General features: G+C 39.6%; 16 protein-coding genes and 2 pseudogenes. 2 read left to right on the forward strand and 16 right to left on the reverse strand.

Annotation, left to right across the window (positions count from 1 at the left end; all coding sequences use genetic code 11):
* Nucleotides 1-9: 9 nt before the first annotated feature.
* Nucleotides 10-1,239 carry an MFS transporter gene (locus PWYN_RS04965; RefSeq protein ID WP_240479686.1) on the forward strand — a complete coding sequence of 410 codons (1,230 nt, stop codon included), beginning with the start codon at nt 10-12 and terminating at the stop codon, nt 1,237-1,239.
* Between the two features lie 618 nt (nt 1,240-1,857).
* On the opposite strand, the gene PWYN_RS30590 is transcribed toward PWYN_RS04965, so the two are convergent.
* The 12 genes and pseudogenes from PWYN_RS30590 to PWYN_RS29910 all read right to left on the reverse strand — a co-directional run.
* Complete coding sequence (locus PWYN_RS30590) at nt 1,858-2,043, reverse strand: C-glycoside deglycosidase beta subunit domain-containing protein (RefSeq protein ID WP_420805755.1); 186 nt, start codon at nt 2,041-2,043, stop codon at nt 1,858-1,860.
* A gap of 158 nt (nt 2,044-2,201) precedes the next feature.
* Complete coding sequence (locus PWYN_RS30805) at nt 2,202-6,275, reverse strand: S-layer homology domain-containing protein (RefSeq protein ID WP_052087760.1); 4,074 nt, start codon at nt 6,273-6,275, stop codon at nt 2,202-2,204.
* Between the two features lie 315 nt (nt 6,276-6,590).
* A pseudogene (sigK, locus tag PWYN_RS04980) lies at nt 6,591-7,102 on the reverse strand (RNA polymerase sporulation sigma factor SigK); the annotation flags it as partial.
* A gap of 56 nt (nt 7,103-7,158) precedes the next feature.
* Nucleotides 7,159-7,764 (reverse strand): ATPase, encoded by a 606-nt coding sequence (locus tag PWYN_RS04985; RefSeq protein WP_036649104.1) that lies wholly within the window; start codon nt 7,762-7,764, stop codon nt 7,159-7,161.
* Nucleotides 7,757-7,936: a hypothetical protein gene (locus PWYN_RS04990; protein ID WP_036649106.1), complete on the reverse strand. Its 180-nt coding sequence runs from the start codon at nt 7,934-7,936 to the stop codon at nt 7,757-7,759. The genes PWYN_RS04985 and PWYN_RS04990 overlap by 8 nt, the downstream gene beginning before the upstream one ends.
* A 220-nt stretch (nt 7,937-8,156) precedes the next feature.
* Nucleotides 8,157-8,690 (reverse strand): RNA polymerase sporulation sigma factor SigK, encoded by a 534-nt coding sequence (sigK, locus tag PWYN_RS04995; protein WP_084146601.1) that lies wholly within the window; start codon nt 8,688-8,690, stop codon nt 8,157-8,159.
* Between the two features lie 380 nt (nt 8,691-9,070).
* A complete protein-coding gene (locus tag PWYN_RS05000; protein WP_036649108.1) occupies nt 9,071-9,727 on the reverse strand; it encodes a DUF6037 family protein in 657 nt (218 codons plus the stop codon).
* 116 nt (nt 9,728-9,843) lie between these two features.
* Nucleotides 9,844-10,128 carry a hypothetical protein gene (locus PWYN_RS05005; protein WP_036649110.1) on the reverse strand — a complete coding sequence of 95 codons (285 nt, stop codon included), beginning with the start codon at nt 10,126-10,128 and terminating at the stop codon, nt 9,844-9,846.
* Between the two features lie 31 nt (nt 10,129-10,159).
* Nucleotides 10,160-11,326, reverse strand: a complete 1,167-nt coding sequence (locus tag PWYN_RS05010; protein ID WP_036649113.1) for an ATP-binding protein — start codon at nt 11,324-11,326, stop codon at nt 10,160-10,162.
* A gap of 10 nt (nt 11,327-11,336) precedes the next feature.
* On the reverse strand, nt 11,337-12,077 hold the full coding sequence (locus tag PWYN_RS05015; RefSeq protein ID WP_036649115.1) for a hypothetical protein: 741 nt from the start codon (nt 12,075-12,077) through the stop codon (nt 11,337-11,339).
* Nucleotides 12,078-12,116: 39 nt separating this feature from the next.
* On the reverse strand, nt 12,117-13,772 hold the full coding sequence (locus PWYN_RS05020) for a restriction endonuclease (RefSeq protein WP_052087761.1): 1,656 nt from the start codon (nt 13,770-13,772) through the stop codon (nt 12,117-12,119).
* Nucleotides 13,773-13,926: 154 nt separating this feature from the next.
* A pseudogene (locus tag PWYN_RS29910) lies at nt 13,927-14,111 on the reverse strand (sigma factor-like helix-turn-helix DNA-binding protein); the annotation flags it as partial.
* 108 nt (nt 14,112-14,219) lie between these two features.
* Here PWYN_RS29910 and PWYN_RS05025 point away from each other — a divergent pair.
* Entirely contained in the window at nt 14,220-14,777 is a 558-nt protein-coding gene (locus tag PWYN_RS05025) for a hypothetical protein (protein WP_036649117.1), read from the forward strand.
* 150 nt (nt 14,778-14,927) lie between these two features.
* Here PWYN_RS05025 and sigK (PWYN_RS05030) read toward each other — a convergent pair whose 3' ends face one another.
* The 4 genes from sigK (PWYN_RS05030) to PWYN_RS05045 all read right to left on the reverse strand — a co-directional run bounded on the left by sigK (PWYN_RS05030) (nt 14,928) and on the right by PWYN_RS05045 (nt 19,713).
* Nucleotides 14,928-15,500 carry an RNA polymerase sporulation sigma factor SigK gene (gene sigK / locus PWYN_RS05030; protein WP_084146602.1) on the reverse strand — a complete coding sequence of 191 codons (573 nt, stop codon included), beginning with the start codon at nt 15,498-15,500 and terminating at the stop codon, nt 14,928-14,930.
* A gap of 292 nt (nt 15,501-15,792) precedes the next feature.
* Entirely contained in the window at nt 15,793-17,955 is a 2,163-nt protein-coding gene (gnpA, locus tag PWYN_RS05035) for a 1,3-beta-galactosyl-N-acetylhexosamine phosphorylase (RefSeq protein WP_052087979.1), read from the reverse strand.
* Between the two features lie 31 nt (nt 17,956-17,986).
* Nucleotides 17,987-18,826, reverse strand: a complete 840-nt coding sequence (locus PWYN_RS05040; protein WP_036649119.1) for a carbohydrate ABC transporter permease — start codon at nt 18,824-18,826, stop codon at nt 17,987-17,989.
* Nucleotides 18,823-19,713 (reverse strand): carbohydrate ABC transporter permease, encoded by an 891-nt coding sequence (locus PWYN_RS05045; protein ID WP_036649122.1) that lies wholly within the window; start codon nt 19,711-19,713, stop codon nt 18,823-18,825. The genes PWYN_RS05040 and PWYN_RS05045 overlap by 4 nt, the downstream gene beginning before the upstream one ends.
* Nucleotides 19,714-19,783: the final 70 nt, after the last annotated feature.

Consider the following 19,783-nt stretch of genomic DNA (forward strand, 5'->3'; position numbering starts at 1 on the left):
AATGGGAGTATGATGAAGATCAAGCCGCATAAAGTATTTTACTCTGTCAGTTTTTTTCAATTTTTCATGAGAGAAATAACAGGTACTACATTGATACTGTTTTTATTATCCAAGGGTTTGTCGTTGGAAACATCCAACTATTTGCTCGTCATATATTTTCTGAGTGTTTTCCTTTTTGAAGTACCCACGGGAGCAATAGCTGACAAATATGGAAGAAAAATATCGGTAGTATTAGGATTGATCTGCTTTTTAATATATAGTATTTTTTTTATGCAGGCCAACGAGCTTTGGTTGCTCATCTTCGCGCAAATATTTGGAGGTTTAGCAATTTGCTTGCAATCTGGAGCCCTCGAGTCTTGGGTAGTCGAAACTAGTGAACACTCAGTTGAAGATCTCTTTACGACTGCTAACAGCATTCAATATATCTCTGGGATATTCTGTGGTCTCTTAGGAGCTCTTCTTGCAACTTACCACTACTCTCTTCCTTGGATAGTTAGCATAATTTCTACAATAATAACAATTACATTGTGTTTATGCTTTATGAATGAAAATAATACAATAGCTCGTCACAATGCTAACAGTAACCTTCTAATAATAATCCGAGAGAGTGTTCGCATTGGCATAAATAATAAAGCCATATGGATAATATTTTTCATTGGATTGTTTATCAGTTTCTCGAATTCAGCAGGAAACACATTTCAACAGCCCCGTTTAGTAGGCCTTTCCGAACAAGGGATCTGGATCATGGGAATTATTAAAGCAGCATACTCGCTTTGTATGACTTTAGGAAGTTACCTTATCCGAAAGTTATACAGGAAATATAGTGATATTTATATTTTGATGCTATCTTGCGCAATGATTGGCATATGGTTGACTTTAGCCGGAGCTTTAAATTCATTTTATCCAGTACTCGTTACATTTTTGATATATGAGGTCGGTAGAGGAATGTATCCTGCCGCAAAACAAATATTTCTCAATAAAAGAATATCAAATGAGTACCGCTCAACTCTTCTATCATTAGATTCAGCAATCTCCCAGTTGGGAATGTGTATAGGTTTAATTGTTACAGGTATTATTAGTCGGAAATTTATAAATATTAAATCTGACCAAGCACCCATCCAGATTTCCTGGATTATCTGCGGAGGAATAGCTTTAATCCCAATTGTTTTATTGTTACTTTTCAAAATAAATACAAAAGGGAACAGACAACTAATAGGGAATCAAAATTTTAAAAGTTAAACTATAGACACATCCGGAGTCTTCTCCGAATTCATTGGTCTAGGTTCTGGAGGTGCGTCTTTACCGACGCGAGCCAAAAGTAACCTAGCCAGCCCATCTTATAGCGGTTTAAGCAACTAATTCTCTCCTATCGAGATATTCGGCTGTCGTTGCTCTTCAGGGAAACGTATCATCTCCTCGTCCCTATTAGTTTTTCCGTGCTTATCTGGCAGGCCTCCCCAGATAAGCACGTCATCTGATGCCGCGACCACTGGAGTTTACCTTGCCAGCCCTCGGCGGCTTTGGATTTCGCCATGTTTCGATGACCCATCTTACTGCACAGCCTGAAATCCAGTTCGTGTCCTTTGGCCCGTGCTTTTTGCCTCCGGTTCCTTCAGATCTCAGTATCGCAGTGGACACCCATATCCCTGGCTAAATGTAGGCTTACGCACGCCCCTGATCGGGACTTTCACCCTAGAGATAACGCCTTTGCTGGGCGGCGCACGAAGATAGAAAATTAGTGCACATCAGCAAGAGTCTTCGTCTTTGTCCCAGAGAAAGGTTCCGTAATATAGATCACACGTGAGACTTGTGTAAATTTCACCATATACTCACCTTCCGAAAGTCCGCCTTCCTATTCTACAAAAACAAAACCTTCTTGTCCGTACTCCATTTATAGGTGGTCACGGTTTGCAATTCTTCAAGTATAAAATAGATCTCTACATCTGGAGAAAAGCGGATATTTTCCCGGGGGACTGCCTGTCCGTCTACTTCAACCTGGAAATCGTGCACCATGGAAAGATGAATTTCCAGATAAAGGGGTATGCCTTAGATAGGAACAAGCCTGGTGCGGTTTCGCATCAGGCTTGTTTGGTTTTTGGCCGCAGTAAAGGACGCATTTGTCCGTCGTGCCGTAATCCTCATTAGAAAAAGAAGGACGAGACAGACTAATAATCAGCTTTAATTCATACCATTTTTTGAGTTTAATTGATAAACAAAGTGTTATCATTTAAATAATAAAGGTTTCCCTTATCATCATAGAAAATGTTGGTCGCACCGGCTAAATTAATAGGTTGGATCTTCTGGAAGGTTGAAAGATCATAAATCCCCTGTTTCCCCAATGCCGTATTATTCACTACATCCACAGCATATATTGGTTCCGGGAAAGTCCCTATAACTTCCTGCAACTTATCCTTATTAAAAGCTTTGTTCTTCACAATAATTATTCCGAGACTTTCCACTAATAAAATCGGCGTATCCAGCGGATCTCTGTTCATTTCCGGATATGCCAAAACGGACTGGTCAACTTTGGTGAAGCTGCCATCTTCATGAACAGAATACGTGTAGACAGTGGAGTCAGCTGAACCCGCATCCCATCCATATTGACTCCAGTAATAGAATTTGCTGTTATCACCTGAGAATACCATATCGCCTACACCTTTAATTTCGCCAGTACCAAAGCTTGGTTGGAACGTAGCTTCATCAAAAATTAACAACGTTGGAGACCAGTCACCTAATACAATATACAGACGACCCGACTTACTGTAAATATGCCGATCCGAGTAGTCCCGGGAATCCGCCGTATTCGGGTACATCAAGCTCCGGGTAACTGAATAATCACTTAACCTTAACTCAGTAACTAGATTATTAGCATCTTTATTCACAATATACAATTTTGTTCCATCTTCTGATAAAGTCAGTCCTGCCGGCTTATAGGGTAGTTGTACTTTTCGAATAACAGTTTGGCTTGCGGTATCAACTACGATAAGATTTTTGAACGCCTGATCAATAGCGTATAACTTATTATCAGCAGAGTCATATACAGCATCTACAACCGTTCCGCCCAAATAAATCCCCGGGGTATCTATCGGAGGTACTTCCTCCGCAGAAGGTTTAGCTACAAACTCAAGAATCGTCTTGCCTTCTAAGCTGGTCAATGCGAGCAATTGATGGCTTCCATAGAAAATCCGTTGGCCGGTACCATCTAGCGGTAAAGTTTCAACTTTGGTGAAATTACTATAGTCATAAGAGTTGACTACTTGATTTTTAACGGTATAGAATCTTCCGTACTTCAAATCGAATGCCATATCATCATACATTCCACCCATTTTATATACAAAGCTCATATCGCCAAATCTATCAAACTCGGTTGAAAATACTGTTCCTGCTCCATTGAAAAGATACTTTCCGTCAGGCGATAAATTAATCTTTGTCGTCATTGGGTAATCTCCGTGATAAGGAGAATCGTAGCTGCGGGTGAATTGTCCATTTTGAATGACAAAAGTCTCGATATCTCTTGGACTCGTATCTGTATTAACAGAATAGAGCTTATTCATTGTCGGGTGCATAAGAATATGACTTGCTTGTCTGATTGAGTATGATCCAATGAGTGTAAAAGTATCTCCAGAATAAGACCGGATTTTTGTCCATTGACCTGAACCAGATGAAATATACACATACCCTTCGCGGTCCACTGCAATGCTATAAGGGTCAAGATTAATATCGTAAACATGGTCAATGGTTAGAGTTGCAGCATCCACAACAGCTATAGCACCCTTTTGCTGTTCATCAGAAGTGTTCGGCGAATGCTCCGCTTTCAGCAGACCTACATACAATTTGCCATTCGCATACGTTATACTTTCCGGAGGCAGTTCGAACGGAACCACGCTTGTCTGGCGGGTTTCATAGTTAACTGCAACGAGTTTCTTATTTTGTTTATCTGTTACATAAATAATGGGCTTGCTTGGGTCTTGAACGCTGTTAGTTACATTGAAATCTAATTGCATATGATCATTAGCAAACGTAGTGGCTGAAGCAGAACTGCTAAGCACAGATGCAAAGCCGTTAGCCACAGATATTACTTTATAGTATACCGTTGTATGCGGTGCATACCCGCTATCCGTATAAGAGGGGGCGGTTACCTGAATGTTGGCTCCCAAACTATCCTTAATAGGACTATAAATTCCATCTAGTGAGCGGCTTGTGAAAACATTGTAGTACTCTGCTCCAGGCACTGCATCCCACTTAATCTTAATATCTGTTTTGGAGGAAGGTTGGGCCGAAACATGAACTGGAGCTTGCAAGCGGTTCACAATGCCCTGATAGATCCACTTCTTGCCCGCACCATCCCACTTCGCGTTCAAAACCAGAAAATCCCCGTAGAATATCTTAATCAAGTCACCATCCGCCAAAGGAACCCTTTCCTCAGCAGAAGCCTGATTCAAATCCGGGATAATCCCGTTCTGATTGATTTGGAAGCCGATGCCGAGCACACCTGTGTAATAAACAGCAGGATAATAGGAGCCATTGATAACCGATTTACTGAGCAAAAGACTCGGCAAAAGATCATAATACTCATCATTGGAAATGGCAGCAATATATTCAGCCGGAGGAAGAGCACCTTCTTTCACCTTATAAATCCCAACCTGTCCCGCTGTATTCTTATATGCTGTCTCGTAACTTGTTTCATTGCTTTCATTATACAGATCCCACTGTACTTCACTATAATTTCCAGACTTATCAAACCAGGCGTACAGTTGATCCTCAACCATGAAGACTCCTAGAACGTCCGGAAGTTCAACCGGTTCAGGTTGTGGCTCCGGCTGCGGAGAAGGTACCGGGGTTGAACTCCCTCCGCCTCCGCCGCCTCCGCCTCCGCCACCGCCACCGGCAGCTGGGGGAGGTGGCAACTGTACACTTGGAGCAATCTGCTGTACCGCATTCGGTTCCGCGCCGATTTCTTTCCCGTTCATAACAACTGACACGCCTTTGGCCAACGAATAATCTTTGATTTCCTGTTCGAATGTAGAACCACTGACGTTAATGAATGTTTTTGTAATCGTGCCTTTCCCCTTGACATTGGCAGCCGCATTCAAAGTTAATTGTCTCAGTACGCTGTTACCGGATAAATTCAACGTGCTGGCTGCTGCCTCTTTGGCAACTTCAAACGCATCGATCTCAGACTTTTCAAAAACATTAACTATCGTTTTATTCCTTATTGTTATAGTTTTGAAGATACCGCTTAAATCAACATACCCACCAGCCTTTGAAAGATCAAGTACAATGGAGCCGAAGCTCGCTTCTGTATTAGTCCCCTCCAGCTTGGCTCCTGATTGTACAATTGTTGTATTAATCCGGGTACTGCCTTGAGCCACTACCCGGACTCTCCCCGGCTGTTTATTCACAAGCAGTTCATTTAATTGGGAGTCCAGCAGATGGATACTATTCTCCCCGCCGCCGGCGACAATTGTTCTACCCGACACAGTCACCTGATCGAGGTATACTTCACCTGCACCAATACCCGCAGTTAAAAGTAAATCTCCTTTAATTATGGTATTCTTCAACGTAACCCCTGGGGTGTTAATTGTTACATTTCCCGATATCGTTGTTAATTCCGTTCCGCCAACGGTTCCCTTGTCCATAACAAGAGTACCCATTACTTTATCCAGTATGACAACAGCTTCTGCTCTCGTAATCGTCTGGAGGGGTCTTAACGTACGATCGGGATAACCATTTATGTACCCTTTACTCACAATTTCATTTAAATAGGTTTTGCTCCAAGCCGGTACTACGCTGTAATCATTAAACGCCTTTATTGCTGAATCATCATTAGAACCATTCAGTTGCAACAGCATATACAACATTTTCGCGGCTTCCTGTCTGCTTATTGCTGCCTCGGGCCGGAACGTATTATCCCCAAACCCAGAAATATACCCGGCTGACTTCGCTTTTCCAATCTCGGAATAATACCATTTATCTGAATTCACATCTGTAAAACCATCCTGTGACTGGTCCTTAAAACCAAAAACTTTATTGACAACCGAAGCAAACTCAGCCCGTGAAATGCTTGCATTCGGTTTAAACGTATGATCTGCATAGCCCGAAATCAAACCCTTATCTAACCATTTTGAAATTTGGCTGCTTGCCCAGCTACTGTGAAAGTCAGTGATGTTGTCAGTTGACTGTGCTGAAGCTGCAAGGGCAATTCCTTGACCTCCTACAATAAAATTCACTAGAACGATCATCCCTAATAGAATACTCAAAAATCTTTTCTGCATAAATACCCCCCTATGATTACGACAGACTAGATAGTCTCAAATTAGGTCCATCGATCCAATAAAATCATATAATAAAGAAATATCCAAGTCTATACAATAATTCCAAACATACTTTTATTTTTGAGTGCATCCCTATAACTGATTCTTTAGGTTGGAGTCTATACGTTTCATACGGGAGCCAAGCTCTTAGATCTAGGATAGATCGGCTTAAATACTGTTATTTTAAACAGAAAAAAGCAACTCTCCCCTAGAAGAGTCGCTGTTCATACACTTTTATTCATTTATTAAGGTACTTTTATTCTTCTTGCTTAGCCTTTACCGCTTGACTTTATAAAACTCATGATACAGCTTCATGAGCGCTCTTTTCTCAATCCGCGACACATAACTCCGCGAGATCCCCAGCTCCTTCGCAATCTCCCGCTGCGTCCGCTCTTCCCCACCTGTAGCCAGCCCAAACCGTCCAACACAACTTCCTTCTCCCGATCATCCAGTATCTCTAAATTCCGGTATATTTTACTCTTCTCAATATTAAGATCTACGGTGAGCAGCAGATCATCGGCTCCCGAGCCCAAGATATCTATCAAAGTGATTTCATTACCCTCTTTGTCCGTTCCAATAGGATCGTGCAGCGACACGTCCTTCCGGGTCTTTTTCAACGATCTTAAGTGCATGAGGATTTCATTCTCGATATAACGTGCAGCAAAAGTGGCCAGCTTTGTCCCCTTGTTCGGGCGGTAGCTTTCGATGGCCTTGATGAGTCCAATCGTTCCGATGGAGATTAAATCCTCCATATTCTCACCGGTATTGTCGAATTTTTTGAGGTTATGGACACGATACGATGTAAAAAAAGTAAACCATTCGATCGACTCCGATTCGAAATGATTTACTTTTTTGTTTTGTCCCTCGCCTGTAATTGTTGATCAATTATTTGTGCCCATTTCGGCAATTCATCTGAATAATATTTTATTCCACTTGTATCTGCTTCAAGAATAATTTCACCATCCGCTTTACTATTATCAATAACGACTAATTGATCTATTTGGTCTAAGTGAGACAACAGATTATTCATACTTGTTACATTTCGTCTAATAATATCCTCGGTTTCAATATGATGACCACCATTTTTCACACGCGTAGCAACACGTTCAATATTAAGCCGAACATCCCCTAGTCCTACATAAAACATAATGATTTCGAAGCCTTGTTCCTTCGCATCTCTCATCTGTCGAATAACGTTACCACCCGCTAGAGTAGTTTCTACTGTGAAATCCCACTTATTCCGGATACATTCTCTGGCTATTCTTATGGCTTCTTTTCCAGCAGATACTTTACTCTTTTCAGGATGTTGAGTATTGATTTTGCGAGCTAGTGCATCCGGATCAATATTCACACTTACCCCAAGTCGGTCAACGATCAAGTTGCGGATTGTACTCTTACCACTTCCATTATTACCAGCAAACACGAACATGGTTGCAACTGTCTCATTCATGGTTAAGTTCCTGTTCATTCATTTTCTCTATCTCACCCGTGCTATATTCCTTAACAATTTGCCCTTCAGCTGTTTTGTATACTATATATGTCCCATTTGCTTTGGCATCCAATTTCGCACGATCACCCGTTAATCGAATCAATTTAGCAAGGTCCTGGGTAAGATTTATCATTTAACAAACACCTCATTTTTTCTTATAGCTCGAGTATAACACAGCACATTTATATTAGCTTAAGTCTGTTTGCATTAGCCCGTAAGCATGAACAGGTTTATGTCTCACTCTAACTCGCTATCAAATTCATCCATGACAATAAATCCAGGGAAACACAAATAACCTGTAGGAATGAGATACTGTTATCCCATCCCTACAGGTTATTATCCTAAATTCATACTCACCGCTTCACCATATAAAACTCATGATACAACTTCATGAGCGCCCTTTTCTCTATTCTTGAAACATAACTCCTACTAATCCCCAACTCCTTAGCAATCTCCCGCTGCGTCCGCTCTTCCCCACCTGTATCCAGCCCAAACCGCCCTACCACAACTTCCTTCTCCCGATCATCCAGAATCTCTAAATTCCGATATATCTTACTCTTCTCAATATTAAGATCTACTGTGAGCAGCAGATCGTCGGCACCTGAGCCCAATATATCTATTAAGGTAATTTCATTGCCTTCCTTATCCGTTCCGATCGGGTCGTGCAGAGACACGTCCTTCCGGGTTTTTTTGAGCGATCTTAAGTGCATGAGGATCTCATTCTCGATACAACGGGCAGCAAAAGTGGCCAGCTTTGTCCCTTTGTTCGGGCGGTAGCTTTCAATGGCCTTGATGAGTCCAATCGTGCCGATGGAGATTAAATCCTCCATGTCTTCGCCGGTGTTATCGAATTTTTTGAGGTTATGGACACGATACGATGTCAATATTGATCGTTGCTACACTTCAAAAGCTCCTGAAAGATATCTTCCGGGACTTTTTTGTTACGAATTTTTCATTTATAGGCATGCAGCACCTATATTACTAATCATCGCTAATTATGATTTAGCGCAAGAGCAAATTAAGGAGAAATGTTGCTTAATTTTATGTTTCATCCAGTTGTGTCCTACCCACGTGTATTCTTTAACTACGAATGGGGAAAGTCGGTAAATTCATTTATGTATCCTTCAGTAATTGGCCGTGGGATTAACCATCATTACCAATACCATCATTTTGAGTACCTCTGTCTACGGCTCAGAAACCGATTAAAGTGATTTATTTCCTCCGAGATCGGATGTGGCATAGTGGAACGAAGGTAGTATATTGCATTTTAACTGTGACGCAATACTTCACTTTTGTTTTTAACCCAATTTGCTAATATCGTTTCATCGGTATTTTCATCATTTTTATTTTCCGAAAAACAGAAACTTATATTTTTTTCGTCTATTAATTTTGAATACAAAAATGGTCGTAAGATTCTAGTCTTATTATCATTATAAATACTTCTTTGAGCTAATTCTCCGTCCGACTTATACCCATTTCTCCTAACTTGATAACAATACATTTTATTAGGATTTTCCGAATCACTTTTACTCAAAGAAGCAACAAGTATTCTCAATTTCTCTTCACTCTTATCCTCAATCACTTCTTTAGGAATGAACTTCGAAAAATATTCCTTAAATTGTTGAAGTATATCTCCCAAATTTTCATTGTATTCTATATTAAAATATTCTCTAAGAGTTTTTGTAGCCACAAATAACGAATTTGAATTCGCTTCTAGCTCCAAACTACTATTCAAATCAGACTGTCTTAAAAATTCTAATTTTACAAGTGCGTATTTTTCTTTCTTTTTTTCATTTTCCACAAACAACTTTACTAATACGATAAAATCTTCATTGTTATAGCTAAATATAAAAGAGTCAATTACCCAACCTTTATTATCCATATCCTTTTTTAATAACTTTAAATTCTCAAAAACGTTGGCCATAGTCCCTCCTATAAGCGATGTTCATTTTAATTAACTGCACTTCCAAACTACAAGCCACTTCTCCCTCCAGAAGAGACTTAATAGAATCATTATTTGTTGAACTTAATGATTATTCTTTAACTTCTGTTATCTAAATCCGAAGTTAATTTGAAAAGGCTTTGTTCTGCTGCTGCTTTCCAGTGTTCTTTTTCTTTCACTTGACCGGAAGCGTTCTCCGCATATGCCAGAAATTCATTAAAAACAATCCTTAGATATGGAGTTAGGTTTAAACTAACCTCTAGTGATCTTATTTCGCTGAGGAACGGTTTAGCAGCCGCTTTATTTGATGCTAGAATAGCCGCTTCAAATAGCCTTTCAATTTTAGATATGATCTCAATAATGCTCTCTCTATGATATTCCATTAATTTTTACACCTCAATCTATTGATTTTATTTAAAAGGTACTCCGACGAAAATTAATGAGCATTTGATTTAAAACTTTCCCTGTTTTCAACCGAACCACGACCTGCTCTTCTTGACGTTTGGTATTAGCCTCAATCCATGGCCATTCACCATCATGAGTAGTTAACCTTTCTAGGAAGTCATCTTTGTAACGGTGTACATATTCAAGAAATGCGTCTTTCTCCATTGTATCTTCAAACAACAAGACGACCTCGAAGAACCTTCCTCGAGCAAAGCTTGCTTCATGTTCTTCTTCATCATACAAAAATTCATTGAGCTTATAAGCAGGACTATTTTTAATAAAATATTTAAAGGCATAATCTGCATGAACTCTATATTCTCCAAAATAAAGAAACTCCCATTCAGGTGTAGGCGTTACATACCTCCCACTATCTAAATAAACTATTTGTTTCCCATAAAGTTGGGTTCCAAAATATTTAATACTCAGCATCTGATACATAGTCGCTGGATTACTAACTGCATATGCATAAAACTCAGGTACAAGTTCGGGGCCTTCATCATCATATTCGATTGTTATAGTAAACTCAGGATTGAGCATGTTGTAATATACATCTTCGTCCTGTTTCCATTCTCCTTTTTTATCGAGGCGCTTCATAATTTGCTCAAATGGAGAACGTGTTAGTAGAAATCGCTTTTTCCAAAGGTACTCTACATTATTAATATCTGCGCTTTTATCAATATCCGTATTAGTGTCCCCAACTCGAGTGTAGATGTGGTTAGCTCGAACCTTTCTACCGGAATCCGAAAATTCCTCAGTCAAAAAATATGGAGTATCAGTGCTATTCTTGATAATTAAAACATCTACTTTATGTCCAGCTAATATTAACGTTCTCAACTCAACTCTCGGCCTAATACCGGAGACAAACCTCTTAGATTTTAAGAAATCGATCATCTGCTGTTGATTTCTGCGATTCTCATCATTCTCAATGCCCACCACCTCGAAGGTTTCATCGGAGATCCCGAAAATAATATATGCATCCTTATCAACCCGATTATTTGCCATACAAATGATATCATGTAGTAAATTGGCTTTATTAGAATGATGTCTCTCTTTAAAGTCCCAGTAATCATCTTCACGTTCAGTTAAAATCAATGCCTTCACTTCATCTTCTAAGTCATGAGTTCGCAGTACAATCATCCTCCCCCACTTATCCTTTTAACGTAGCCACTCTTTCAAAGTGTATATACGTTTGCTTCGTAATATCAAACAAATAAACACTTGATGGATTCTCTACATTTTCGATGTTCTCAGACAATACCATTTGCGTTGGTGATAGTGAGTACAGTACGTATAGATATCGCTTATCAATATCCACTGGAGTTGGCGATATAACATAATTCCAATGACGCTGGGAATAGCCTATTAAGTAAAGATAAGATTTTAAAATAAGAAATGCGAATAAATAGAATTGACTAGTGCACATAAGAATCTTACTTATAAACTCTGTTCTTTCTAAGCCAGGGATATTTAGAACGTCGTAGAATGATATTGCAAAAACAATCATATTAAAAATGAAAACTGTAATGCTTAATAGATCAGCCTTAGCTTTTGAAACAGTAAATATTTGGCTACCCCATTTCGCTTTCATCCACTTTATGCCACAAAGAATACCAAGACTCACAATTCCCACTAAGAATAACACTATAATTATTGCAGCTATAACAACGGTATATTTCAATTTTGCAAATGGCGCGTAAATTGTCGTAATCAATAAACCATAAGCTAAAAAAAGAAATCCAAAGACCACAAACAAAATTATTCGTTGTTGCGTTTTCTGGTGTTTTAGATAAAATAATTTATCGAACCCTGAAGATGTTACTGATTTAATTACCAAGTTAATAAATAATGGGATAGTACCACTGAGCACAATTTTCAATATAAGATCCATTAATACACCTTTCCTAATACAGATTCCTGATAGAACATTTCACAACTGAATCTTCGCATAAATCCCCTGCTCCTCTAACATATGTAACAGCACCCGGCCATCAATTAATTCAATGGGCTTATCCTTAGCAAAACTTCTGGCATCGGGTCCATACGTTGATGTGGTAACAATACCTTTTGACGCATTCTCGTTCATCATAGTACCGTATAAGTCTCGGACTGCAGCTACCTCTACAGTATTTTTATATCTTTTAGCTTGAATAACATACTTCCCACCAAATACGGGACGAGGATCAAAAGCAATGACATCTACTCCACCATCTCTACTAGAGCGAGTCAGTCTAGATTCAAGCCCTATTTTTGAAAATAAGTTACATACCAAATGTTCAAAATCAAATGGGTCCATCTGCAAAAGATTGGTTCGAGTATCCAGAGTAGCAAGCATATCTCTTTCATTCACAAATCGTTTATCATACATTACTAGATCAACAATTGGTTTGACAGGAGTGAGTTCAGTTACTGAAGGGGAGAGTTGAGCTTTAAGACCCTTTACACATGCAAGAATATCCACTCTGGCAAGATCAAACTTCATGAATTCGTCTTTCCTGGTCTGAATGGTCAAAATGCAAGGTCGAATATCGAGCCCCGTACTTAAGTCCACTGTGGATACTACTCCATTGAACACGACAGAATCCAAGTGATCTCCCTGGTCAGCTTCAAAAAGCTCATGAAGTGTACGAAGTGCAATCGAAGCAACAAGTGTAGAGTATATTTCATTCAATTCCTTGGATTTAAACGGAACCCCCTTGATCTCATCACGGCTCTGTGTATACTTATATTCCTTATTCTTGGGAACAGCTGTCACATCCGGCAATTCATACTCCACTAATAATTCTTTGCTCTCTTCCAAATAAAACAAATCAAAGGTTTGAGGGAAAATGTCACTGTAATTAGAACGTTCTAAAACCAGAGTGTTGTAGGCTTCAATGGCTTCTTTTTCTTTATCGAAATAGCTTGTTTTAAAATCGTCAATGGAGCTATTTTGAGATGATATTTCCCCTAAATACAAACGTTTAGCCTCGTCATATTCTACTCTAGCAGAACTGAGGAAAATTTCATTTTCCTTAATTAAGTCATTAATTTTGTTTTCAGTAGACTCAAAATCGCGAAGAGCATTATTGTATGCATTCTCAGCTGTTTCAATAGATCTTAGACGCGCTTTTTTCCCGTGGCCAATTATCCTCTCCATTAAAGAGGCTTCCATAGCAATTCCTGCAAAGAAACTTTCTCGTACTGGTACAGGATTAGCTGGAAGAGGCTTAACGTAGGGTTCAATGAACTCGGGATATTCATCCTTCTTATATAATGATTCAAAAGAAATCTTATCATCCACGCTGAGCGTTCCACTAATAATCGAATTAAATTCATTCAATCGGTAAAAAACTTCTTCATTATAATCATTAGTTTCTTCTTTACGTCCTTCTATGTGTAGCGCCTTTTGTTCTTTTTCGTATGCCTTCTGTTCACGTATAGACTGTTTAATGGCACGCTCATTCTCACGTTCATATTGCCGTTGCAGCCTTAAATGTCGTTCCTGTTCACGAATAGCGGCATTCCTTGATCTTTCAGCTGCACGCTGCGCTTTTGCAGTTTCTTTGATAATTTTATTAACTGTACTTCCAAAACTACGAGCCACCTTAACCACTCCAAATTACGTTATGATTATCCAAATTATAACATCATACTTCAAATGTTTTACATGGAAATCCTACTTTATACTTAATTCTTTTGAATTAAACGTCTAAGTTTCGACAACAAAACGAGTCTATCTATAGACAGACTCGGATGACTCACCGCTTCGACTTATAAAACTCATGATACAGCTTCAACAGGGCCCTCTTCTCTATCCTCGACACACATAACCTCGCGAAATCCCTAACTCCTTCGCAGTCTCCCGCTGCGTTCGTTACTCCCCTCCGGCATCCAGGACCAAGTGGCCGACCAAAATCTCTTTTTCACGGTCATCAAAGATAAAGATATTTTGGAACCCACATTTTTACTTTATAGAACATTTGCCCACTTGCTGATAGAATAAAACTATCGGCAACATAACAAAAAATGTTTTAGAAAGAGGTTACTATTAATGCATAAAAAAATTTCTGTTTTGCTCGTTTTTAGCCTAATTTTATTCCTTACCAATAAGTCAACTTACGCGGCAACTAATGATGCCAAGACTATCTTATTAAAAAAATATCCTAACGAAGTCATAAGGATTACTAAAGCAGCAGACTTAAATGGGGATAAAAAAAATGAAAATATAATACTTACGGATTCAGGGAATTTATTTTTAGTAAATTCTAAGAATGTTGTCGTACTTATTGATACTAATGTTGCTTATGAAGAAGATGAGCCATCCATCCAACTCATTTCTATTTCAGCAAAGGAGAAACATGCTGCTGTTTTTGTAGAGTATTTACCATCAAATACCCAAGTGTATGTATATCGTTTAGAACAAGGAACATTAGTGAATAAGCTTAAGTTTATGGCTGACTATTCTGCTGAAGTCGATAAAAACGGCCAATTCCATCAATATTGGAAAAAGTATAATGCTGATAGCGGGTATGATTTAGCACATGGTGTTTTTATATGGGACGCTAAGACCAGCAAATACAAGGGCAGCGGCCAGTTCGTGAGGCAATAAAAAGAAACTCTGTCGCAATATACATGGGGATTGTTATGTATTCTCAATGGTTTTCGTCAATCTCAAACCAATCCTAGCATTTATATTTATCTATAAGTTCTCGAATAAATGAGACCGAGACTTTAAAAAAAGTCTCGGTCTCATTTATTGTTAACGCTTCACCTTATAAAACTCATGATACAGCTTCATGAGTGCCCTTTTCTCAATCCGCGACACATAACTCCGCGAGATCCCCAGTTCCTTCGCAATCTCCCTCTGCGTCCGCTCTTCCCCACCTGTATCCAGCCCAAACCGCCCTACAACAACTTCCTTCTCCCGGTCATCCAAAATATCCAAATTGCGATATATCTTACTCTTCTCAATATTCAAATCCACTGTCAACAGCAGATCGTCCGCTCCTGAACCCAGAATATCTATTAAGGTAATTTCATTTCCCTCTTTGTCCGTTCCAATAGGATCGTGCAGGGACACGTCCTTCCGGGTTTTTTTGAGCGATCTTAAGTGCATCAAGATTTCATTCTCGATACAACGAGCAGCAAAAGTGGCCAGTTTGGTCCCTTTGTTCGGACGGTAGCTTTCGATAGCCTTGATGAGGCCGATGGTTCCGATGGAGATTAGATCCTCCATATCTTCGCCTGTATTGTCGAATTTTTTGAGGTTGTGGACATGATGCGATGTAAATTCAGTAAAAATTACAAAAGCACAAAAAAGTACATAGAACATATCCGCTCTTATTGGCCTTGCTCTTTTTACTCATCGAGGATTTTCTACCAAATATAATTAAATCAATTGCTCCCACGATTCTAACGTTTTTGAGTGCCAAGGAGTGGCTATTGTCAGCGAAGACTGCCACAACGGAATAGCGGGTTGAAGAAACTTATTAATGTAATGGCTCGCTCTTTACTCAGCAAACAACAACGCTTGGGCTCATCATGCCCAAGCGTTGTTGTTTTATTTAGCCGTATTGAGATTACCTCTGTTCTATCTTAATAACAATCAAAACTTATTTATCGAGCTATTTAGTTAAACTATCCACCCTAAACCATTCATGACCGCCCGGTTTAAGCTCAACCTCAATATAGCTCTCAGTACTTTTATACAGCTTCGTTCGTTGCGGATCCTGTGAGTTATTAATGACAATTCCCCAGCCAGTTTCCAAATAAACGGCGCATTCTGTTTCTACATTATCACAATACCACGTCAACATCTCATTCTCTGCACTTGCAGCCCAATAGATCGATCGAAGCAGTAAGCGGCTATTTGCCGGTGAGTAAGGTAATCCCGCAATATAAACGCTGCGTCCTTGCCCAAAATTATTTGCCGCTACGGCAATATCGCCTCTTTGCATTTGGATGATTTTCGTTTGCTCACTTACACTGCGAATAAATTCAACTTTCTCTCCACAATCAATTGGCTTAACCTGTCCCCCCATAATGAAGTGATCGCTCGCATTTTCTTGATCATACTTAGTGTAGCTTAAGGTGTAGCCTATTTCTTTATCGACACCTAGCACATCGCTCATCTGAAAGAAACGTCCCTGATGCATAAACGCACTTGGTTCGCCAATTCCAATAAAGCCGCCACCATTATAGACAAATTGTTTCAAGCAAGCAATGATTGCTTCATTTGCCCAATAATCGTCTCCGCTCCAGGCGGTTCCTGCATCCCCAGCGTTCAAAATAACTCCTATATCTTCCGGTATACCCGACTCTAGCACATCATCAAAGCTAATAAACTCAACATCAACTGCTAATCCACTTAACGACTCGAGCATGCCTAGATAGGTATAAATTTTTTTGTACCAAAGAGAATGGGCTACCATCGTAGTCTGCCAGGAGCGAAGCTTGCCCCAAGAATTGAGCACTGCTACTTTAAACTTAGACGTATATGCCTTCGTACCGTTCATTCGCTCATGTAGAGTCCGAAATTCGTCACTTATCTGTTCCACACATGTTATAAAGTCAGGAAATGAAGCAGCCAAGCTCAAATAACCACCATAACCGATTCGATCGACTGGTTTACGTAGAATTGCTCTTCTCGCCTTTACCCAATTATCAATTGCTTCAGCCGTTGGATTACCTCCCTCATAGAATGCATCCGGAAAAAAGTACGGAAGAAAACGGCCCTCTGTATATTTCACACCAGGTATATCGGATATCATTCGCAACGTGGCACCATTACCAACAGAGCCTACCACAGCGTCTAGCCCAATAGACGGAAACAGATCGCCATAGGGTTCAGTACCGATCCAGTTGTCGCCCAGAAACATTATTGCTTCACGTCCTGCTTGATGGGTGATGTCAACCAATTCCCGACTCTGTTTACAGACAAATTTGTGTTGAAATTGTATCCAATCGCGATACTGTTTGCTCGGATTGCGGAAAGGCGTATTATGATACCCCTGATCAACAAGATACTCTGGACGCATCCTGTAACCATACTCTGCCTCAAATTGCTCCAGCGCTAGCGGACTAACTGTCGTCGAATAGCCAAACCAGTCGACATACTTCTCCTTTGCTAACTCATTAAAGATTATGGTGAAATGGTAGAAGAAGGTGGTAAAACGTACTACATCAACATGCTTATTAGCTTCGAGCCAGTCTTTCATATACTCTGTGATATGTGCCCACGTTGGCGAATGACGAGCATCATACGGAATCTCATGCGGCTTATCTCCCCATTGATTCGTAATATGATTGTACATCTGGGTCTGATCCCAAATTTGCCAGACTAGAAACGTAACGGTATAGCTATGGAATTTGTTCACCTGATGGAGGGTAACAATTTCTGTTATAGGATCGACACTCCATCTTTCAGGATCCACGATTTTTCCTGTCGTTCGGTTAATAACTTCCCACCATCGCTTGGGATCATGATCATAATCTACTTCAAGCTGTTCCCGATAATAGCCCTTCATTAGCTCAATTTGCAGCGACTCCTCCACAGCCGTAGTATGGGGCGTCATAATGTACATTTGCTGACGTTGATCGGGATGCTCGTGTGCCCACAACTGATCATTTCTTGTCGGGAAATACGTGGAATAGACTTTCATCTTCATCTCCTGCAACTGGTCAGGCAGATCCGTTCCATCACTATTCCGTACTGCATCAGCTCCCCATCGCTCAAGAATGTCTTTCATTAAGTCGTAATCCATGCCTGCTTCTATGGGTACTGTCATTCGTCCTTTGCTGCTCAACTAAGATCCCTCCTTATGATTTCACTGCGCCTGCAACAATACCTTTGAAAATATACTTTGAAAATATTAGGTAAATCACAAGTGTCGGCAACATAACCAATACAATCGCAGCGCTTAAATAATCCCAACTTCCAAACTTTGAACTACTAAAATACATCAACGTTGTAGTCAACGTTCTTAGTTTGCTTGACGGCATATACAAATACGGAACATACATATCATTCATAACATCAACCGCTTTAATAATTGCTAATGTTGCAGTTGCCGGCAGTAGAAGTGGGAAAATCATTTTAGTAAAAACTTTAAAGTACGAACAACCATCCAGCATCGAACTCTCATCCAATTCTTTGGGAATACCATTTATGAACTGCGTATAAATAAAGAGCTGTACCAGATTCGTTGCTGCATAAATCACGATCGGAGCCCAAATTGTATTATAAAGTCCAAGATTTTTTATAATGGTAAACCGTGAAATTTCAGTAATCATACTGGGCATGATCATACCTGCTACAAAGAGACCGAGTATGATCTTCTTCAAACGAAAATCAAATCTATTAATCGCATAGGCAGTCATTGTTCCCAATAGAGAATTAATGATGACACTGAATGCAATAAGGAATAAAGAATTACCAAATCCCTGTAAAAACTTCCCCTTTTCCAGTACAACTTTGTAGTTATCGAAATGAAAGCTTGCAGGCAACTTCAGAGCAAATTCAGAGCCAATTTCCACCGAAGTTTTAAATGAAGCGAATAACGTTATAAGCAAGGGAATGAATATAATCATACAAATCATAATTAGAATGAAATACAAGGCAAGCTTTTTGATAGGGATTGCTAAACGAGATGTCGTCATTCCTCACCAACCCCTTTCAGGTTGAACAGCCTGTTCTGTACACCATTCAGGATTAAAATGAGAATTAACATCGTGATGCCCATCGCAGAAGCCATACCGAAGCTGTTAAATTTAAAGGCCGTCTCCAGGGTATATAATATGAATGTACTACTCGCATGACCAGGACCGCCCTGTGTCATAATATACGGAATATCGAACACTTGTAGTGCCCCAACGACGTTTAAGAACAAAATAACCTCGAGTACCTTTTTCACACCAGGAACGATAATATACCAGAAATTCTGAATGCTGTTGGCACCATCAATTTCTGCTGCCTCGAATTGATCCTGAGGAATGGATTGTAAGCCGGCTAGGAATAAGATGACATGGAAGCCTGAGAATCGCCAAATCGATACAAACACTAAGCTAATGTTAACTATAGAATCATTCGTCAACCAATTCTGTATGAGCGACTCTAACCCAAGCACTTCAAGAATGCCATTTAACCCACCATTAATAGGACTGTAAAAGAAGGCGAATATATACGAAATAGCAACCCCATTGATTATGTAAGGCATGAATACGATGGTCTTAAAAAACTTACTGGCACGAATCTTACTATCCAATAAAACCGCAATCATTAGTTCAAGCGGAATCATAATTGAATGAAAAATGAAGTAGATGCCGTTATTGCGAAGTGATAGCCATACATCTGATGAATCCGTAAACATCTTAATGTAATTGTCGAAACCTATATAAACTTGCTGGGCTTCAACTCCATTCCAATCGGTAAAACTTAGTCTGACAAGCTCTATAAGCGGGTAAAGTACAAACACCAATAGCAGCAATATAGGAATCAATAAAAAGCTGAATAACAGTATGTTTTTCTGCTTAGAAATCGTTTTCATTTCTACCTCCCCAACCCTTTCTATATTTGGAAAGTGGCTATCTAAACGGTAGCCACTTTCCTCAATACTC

The sequence above is a fragment of the Paenibacillus wynnii genome (assembly GCF_000757885.1).
In the GTDB taxonomy this organism is placed as follows: domain Bacteria; phylum Bacillota; class Bacilli; order Paenibacillales; family Paenibacillaceae; genus Paenibacillus_AQ; species Paenibacillus_AQ wynnii.

Bases quoted from the DNA above. Each gene is read 5' to 3' on its own strand.
- PWYN_RS04965 (WP_240479686.1), top strand. From the start codon at position 10: ATGATGAAGATCAAGCCGCATAAAGTATTTTACTCTGTCAGTTTTTTT.
- PWYN_RS30805 (WP_052087760.1), bottom strand. From the start codon at position 6,275: ATGCAGAAAAGATTTTTGAGTATTCTATTAGGGATGATCGTTCTAGTG.
- PWYN_RS04985 (WP_036649104.1), bottom strand. From the start codon at position 7,764: ATGAATGAGACAGTTGCAACCATGTTCGTGTTTGCTGGTAATAATGGA.
- PWYN_RS04990 (WP_036649106.1), bottom strand. From the start codon at position 7,936: ATGATAAATCTTACCCAGGACCTTGCTAAATTGATTCGATTAACGGGT.
- PWYN_RS05000 (WP_036649108.1), bottom strand. From the start codon at position 9,727: ATGGCCAACGTTTTTGAGAATTTAAAGTTATTAAAAAAGGATATGGAT.
- PWYN_RS05005 (WP_036649110.1), bottom strand. From the start codon at position 10,128: ATGGAATATCATAGAGAGAGCATTATTGAGATCATATCTAAAATTGAA.
- PWYN_RS05010 (WP_036649113.1), bottom strand. From the start codon at position 11,326: ATGATTGTACTGCGAACTCATGACTTAGAAGATGAAGTGAAGGCATTG.
- PWYN_RS05015 (WP_036649115.1), bottom strand. From the start codon at position 12,077: ATGGATCTTATATTGAAAATTGTGCTCAGTGGTACTATCCCATTATTT.
- PWYN_RS05025 (WP_036649117.1), top strand. From the start codon at position 14,220: ATGCATAAAAAAATTTCTGTTTTGCTCGTTTTTAGCCTAATTTTATTC.
- sigK (WP_084146602.1), bottom strand. From the start codon at position 15,500: ATGTTCTATGTACTTTTTTGTGCTTTTGTAATTTTTACTGAATTTACA.
- gnpA (WP_052087979.1), bottom strand. From the start codon at position 17,955: ATGACAGTACCCATAGAAGCAGGCATGGATTACGACTTAATGAAAGAC.
- PWYN_RS05040 (WP_036649119.1), bottom strand. From the start codon at position 18,826: ATGACGACATCTCGTTTAGCAATCCCTATCAAAAAGCTTGCCTTGTAT.
- PWYN_RS05045 (WP_036649122.1), bottom strand. From the start codon at position 19,713: ATGAAAACGATTTCTAAGCAGAAAAACATACTGTTATTCAGCTTTTTA.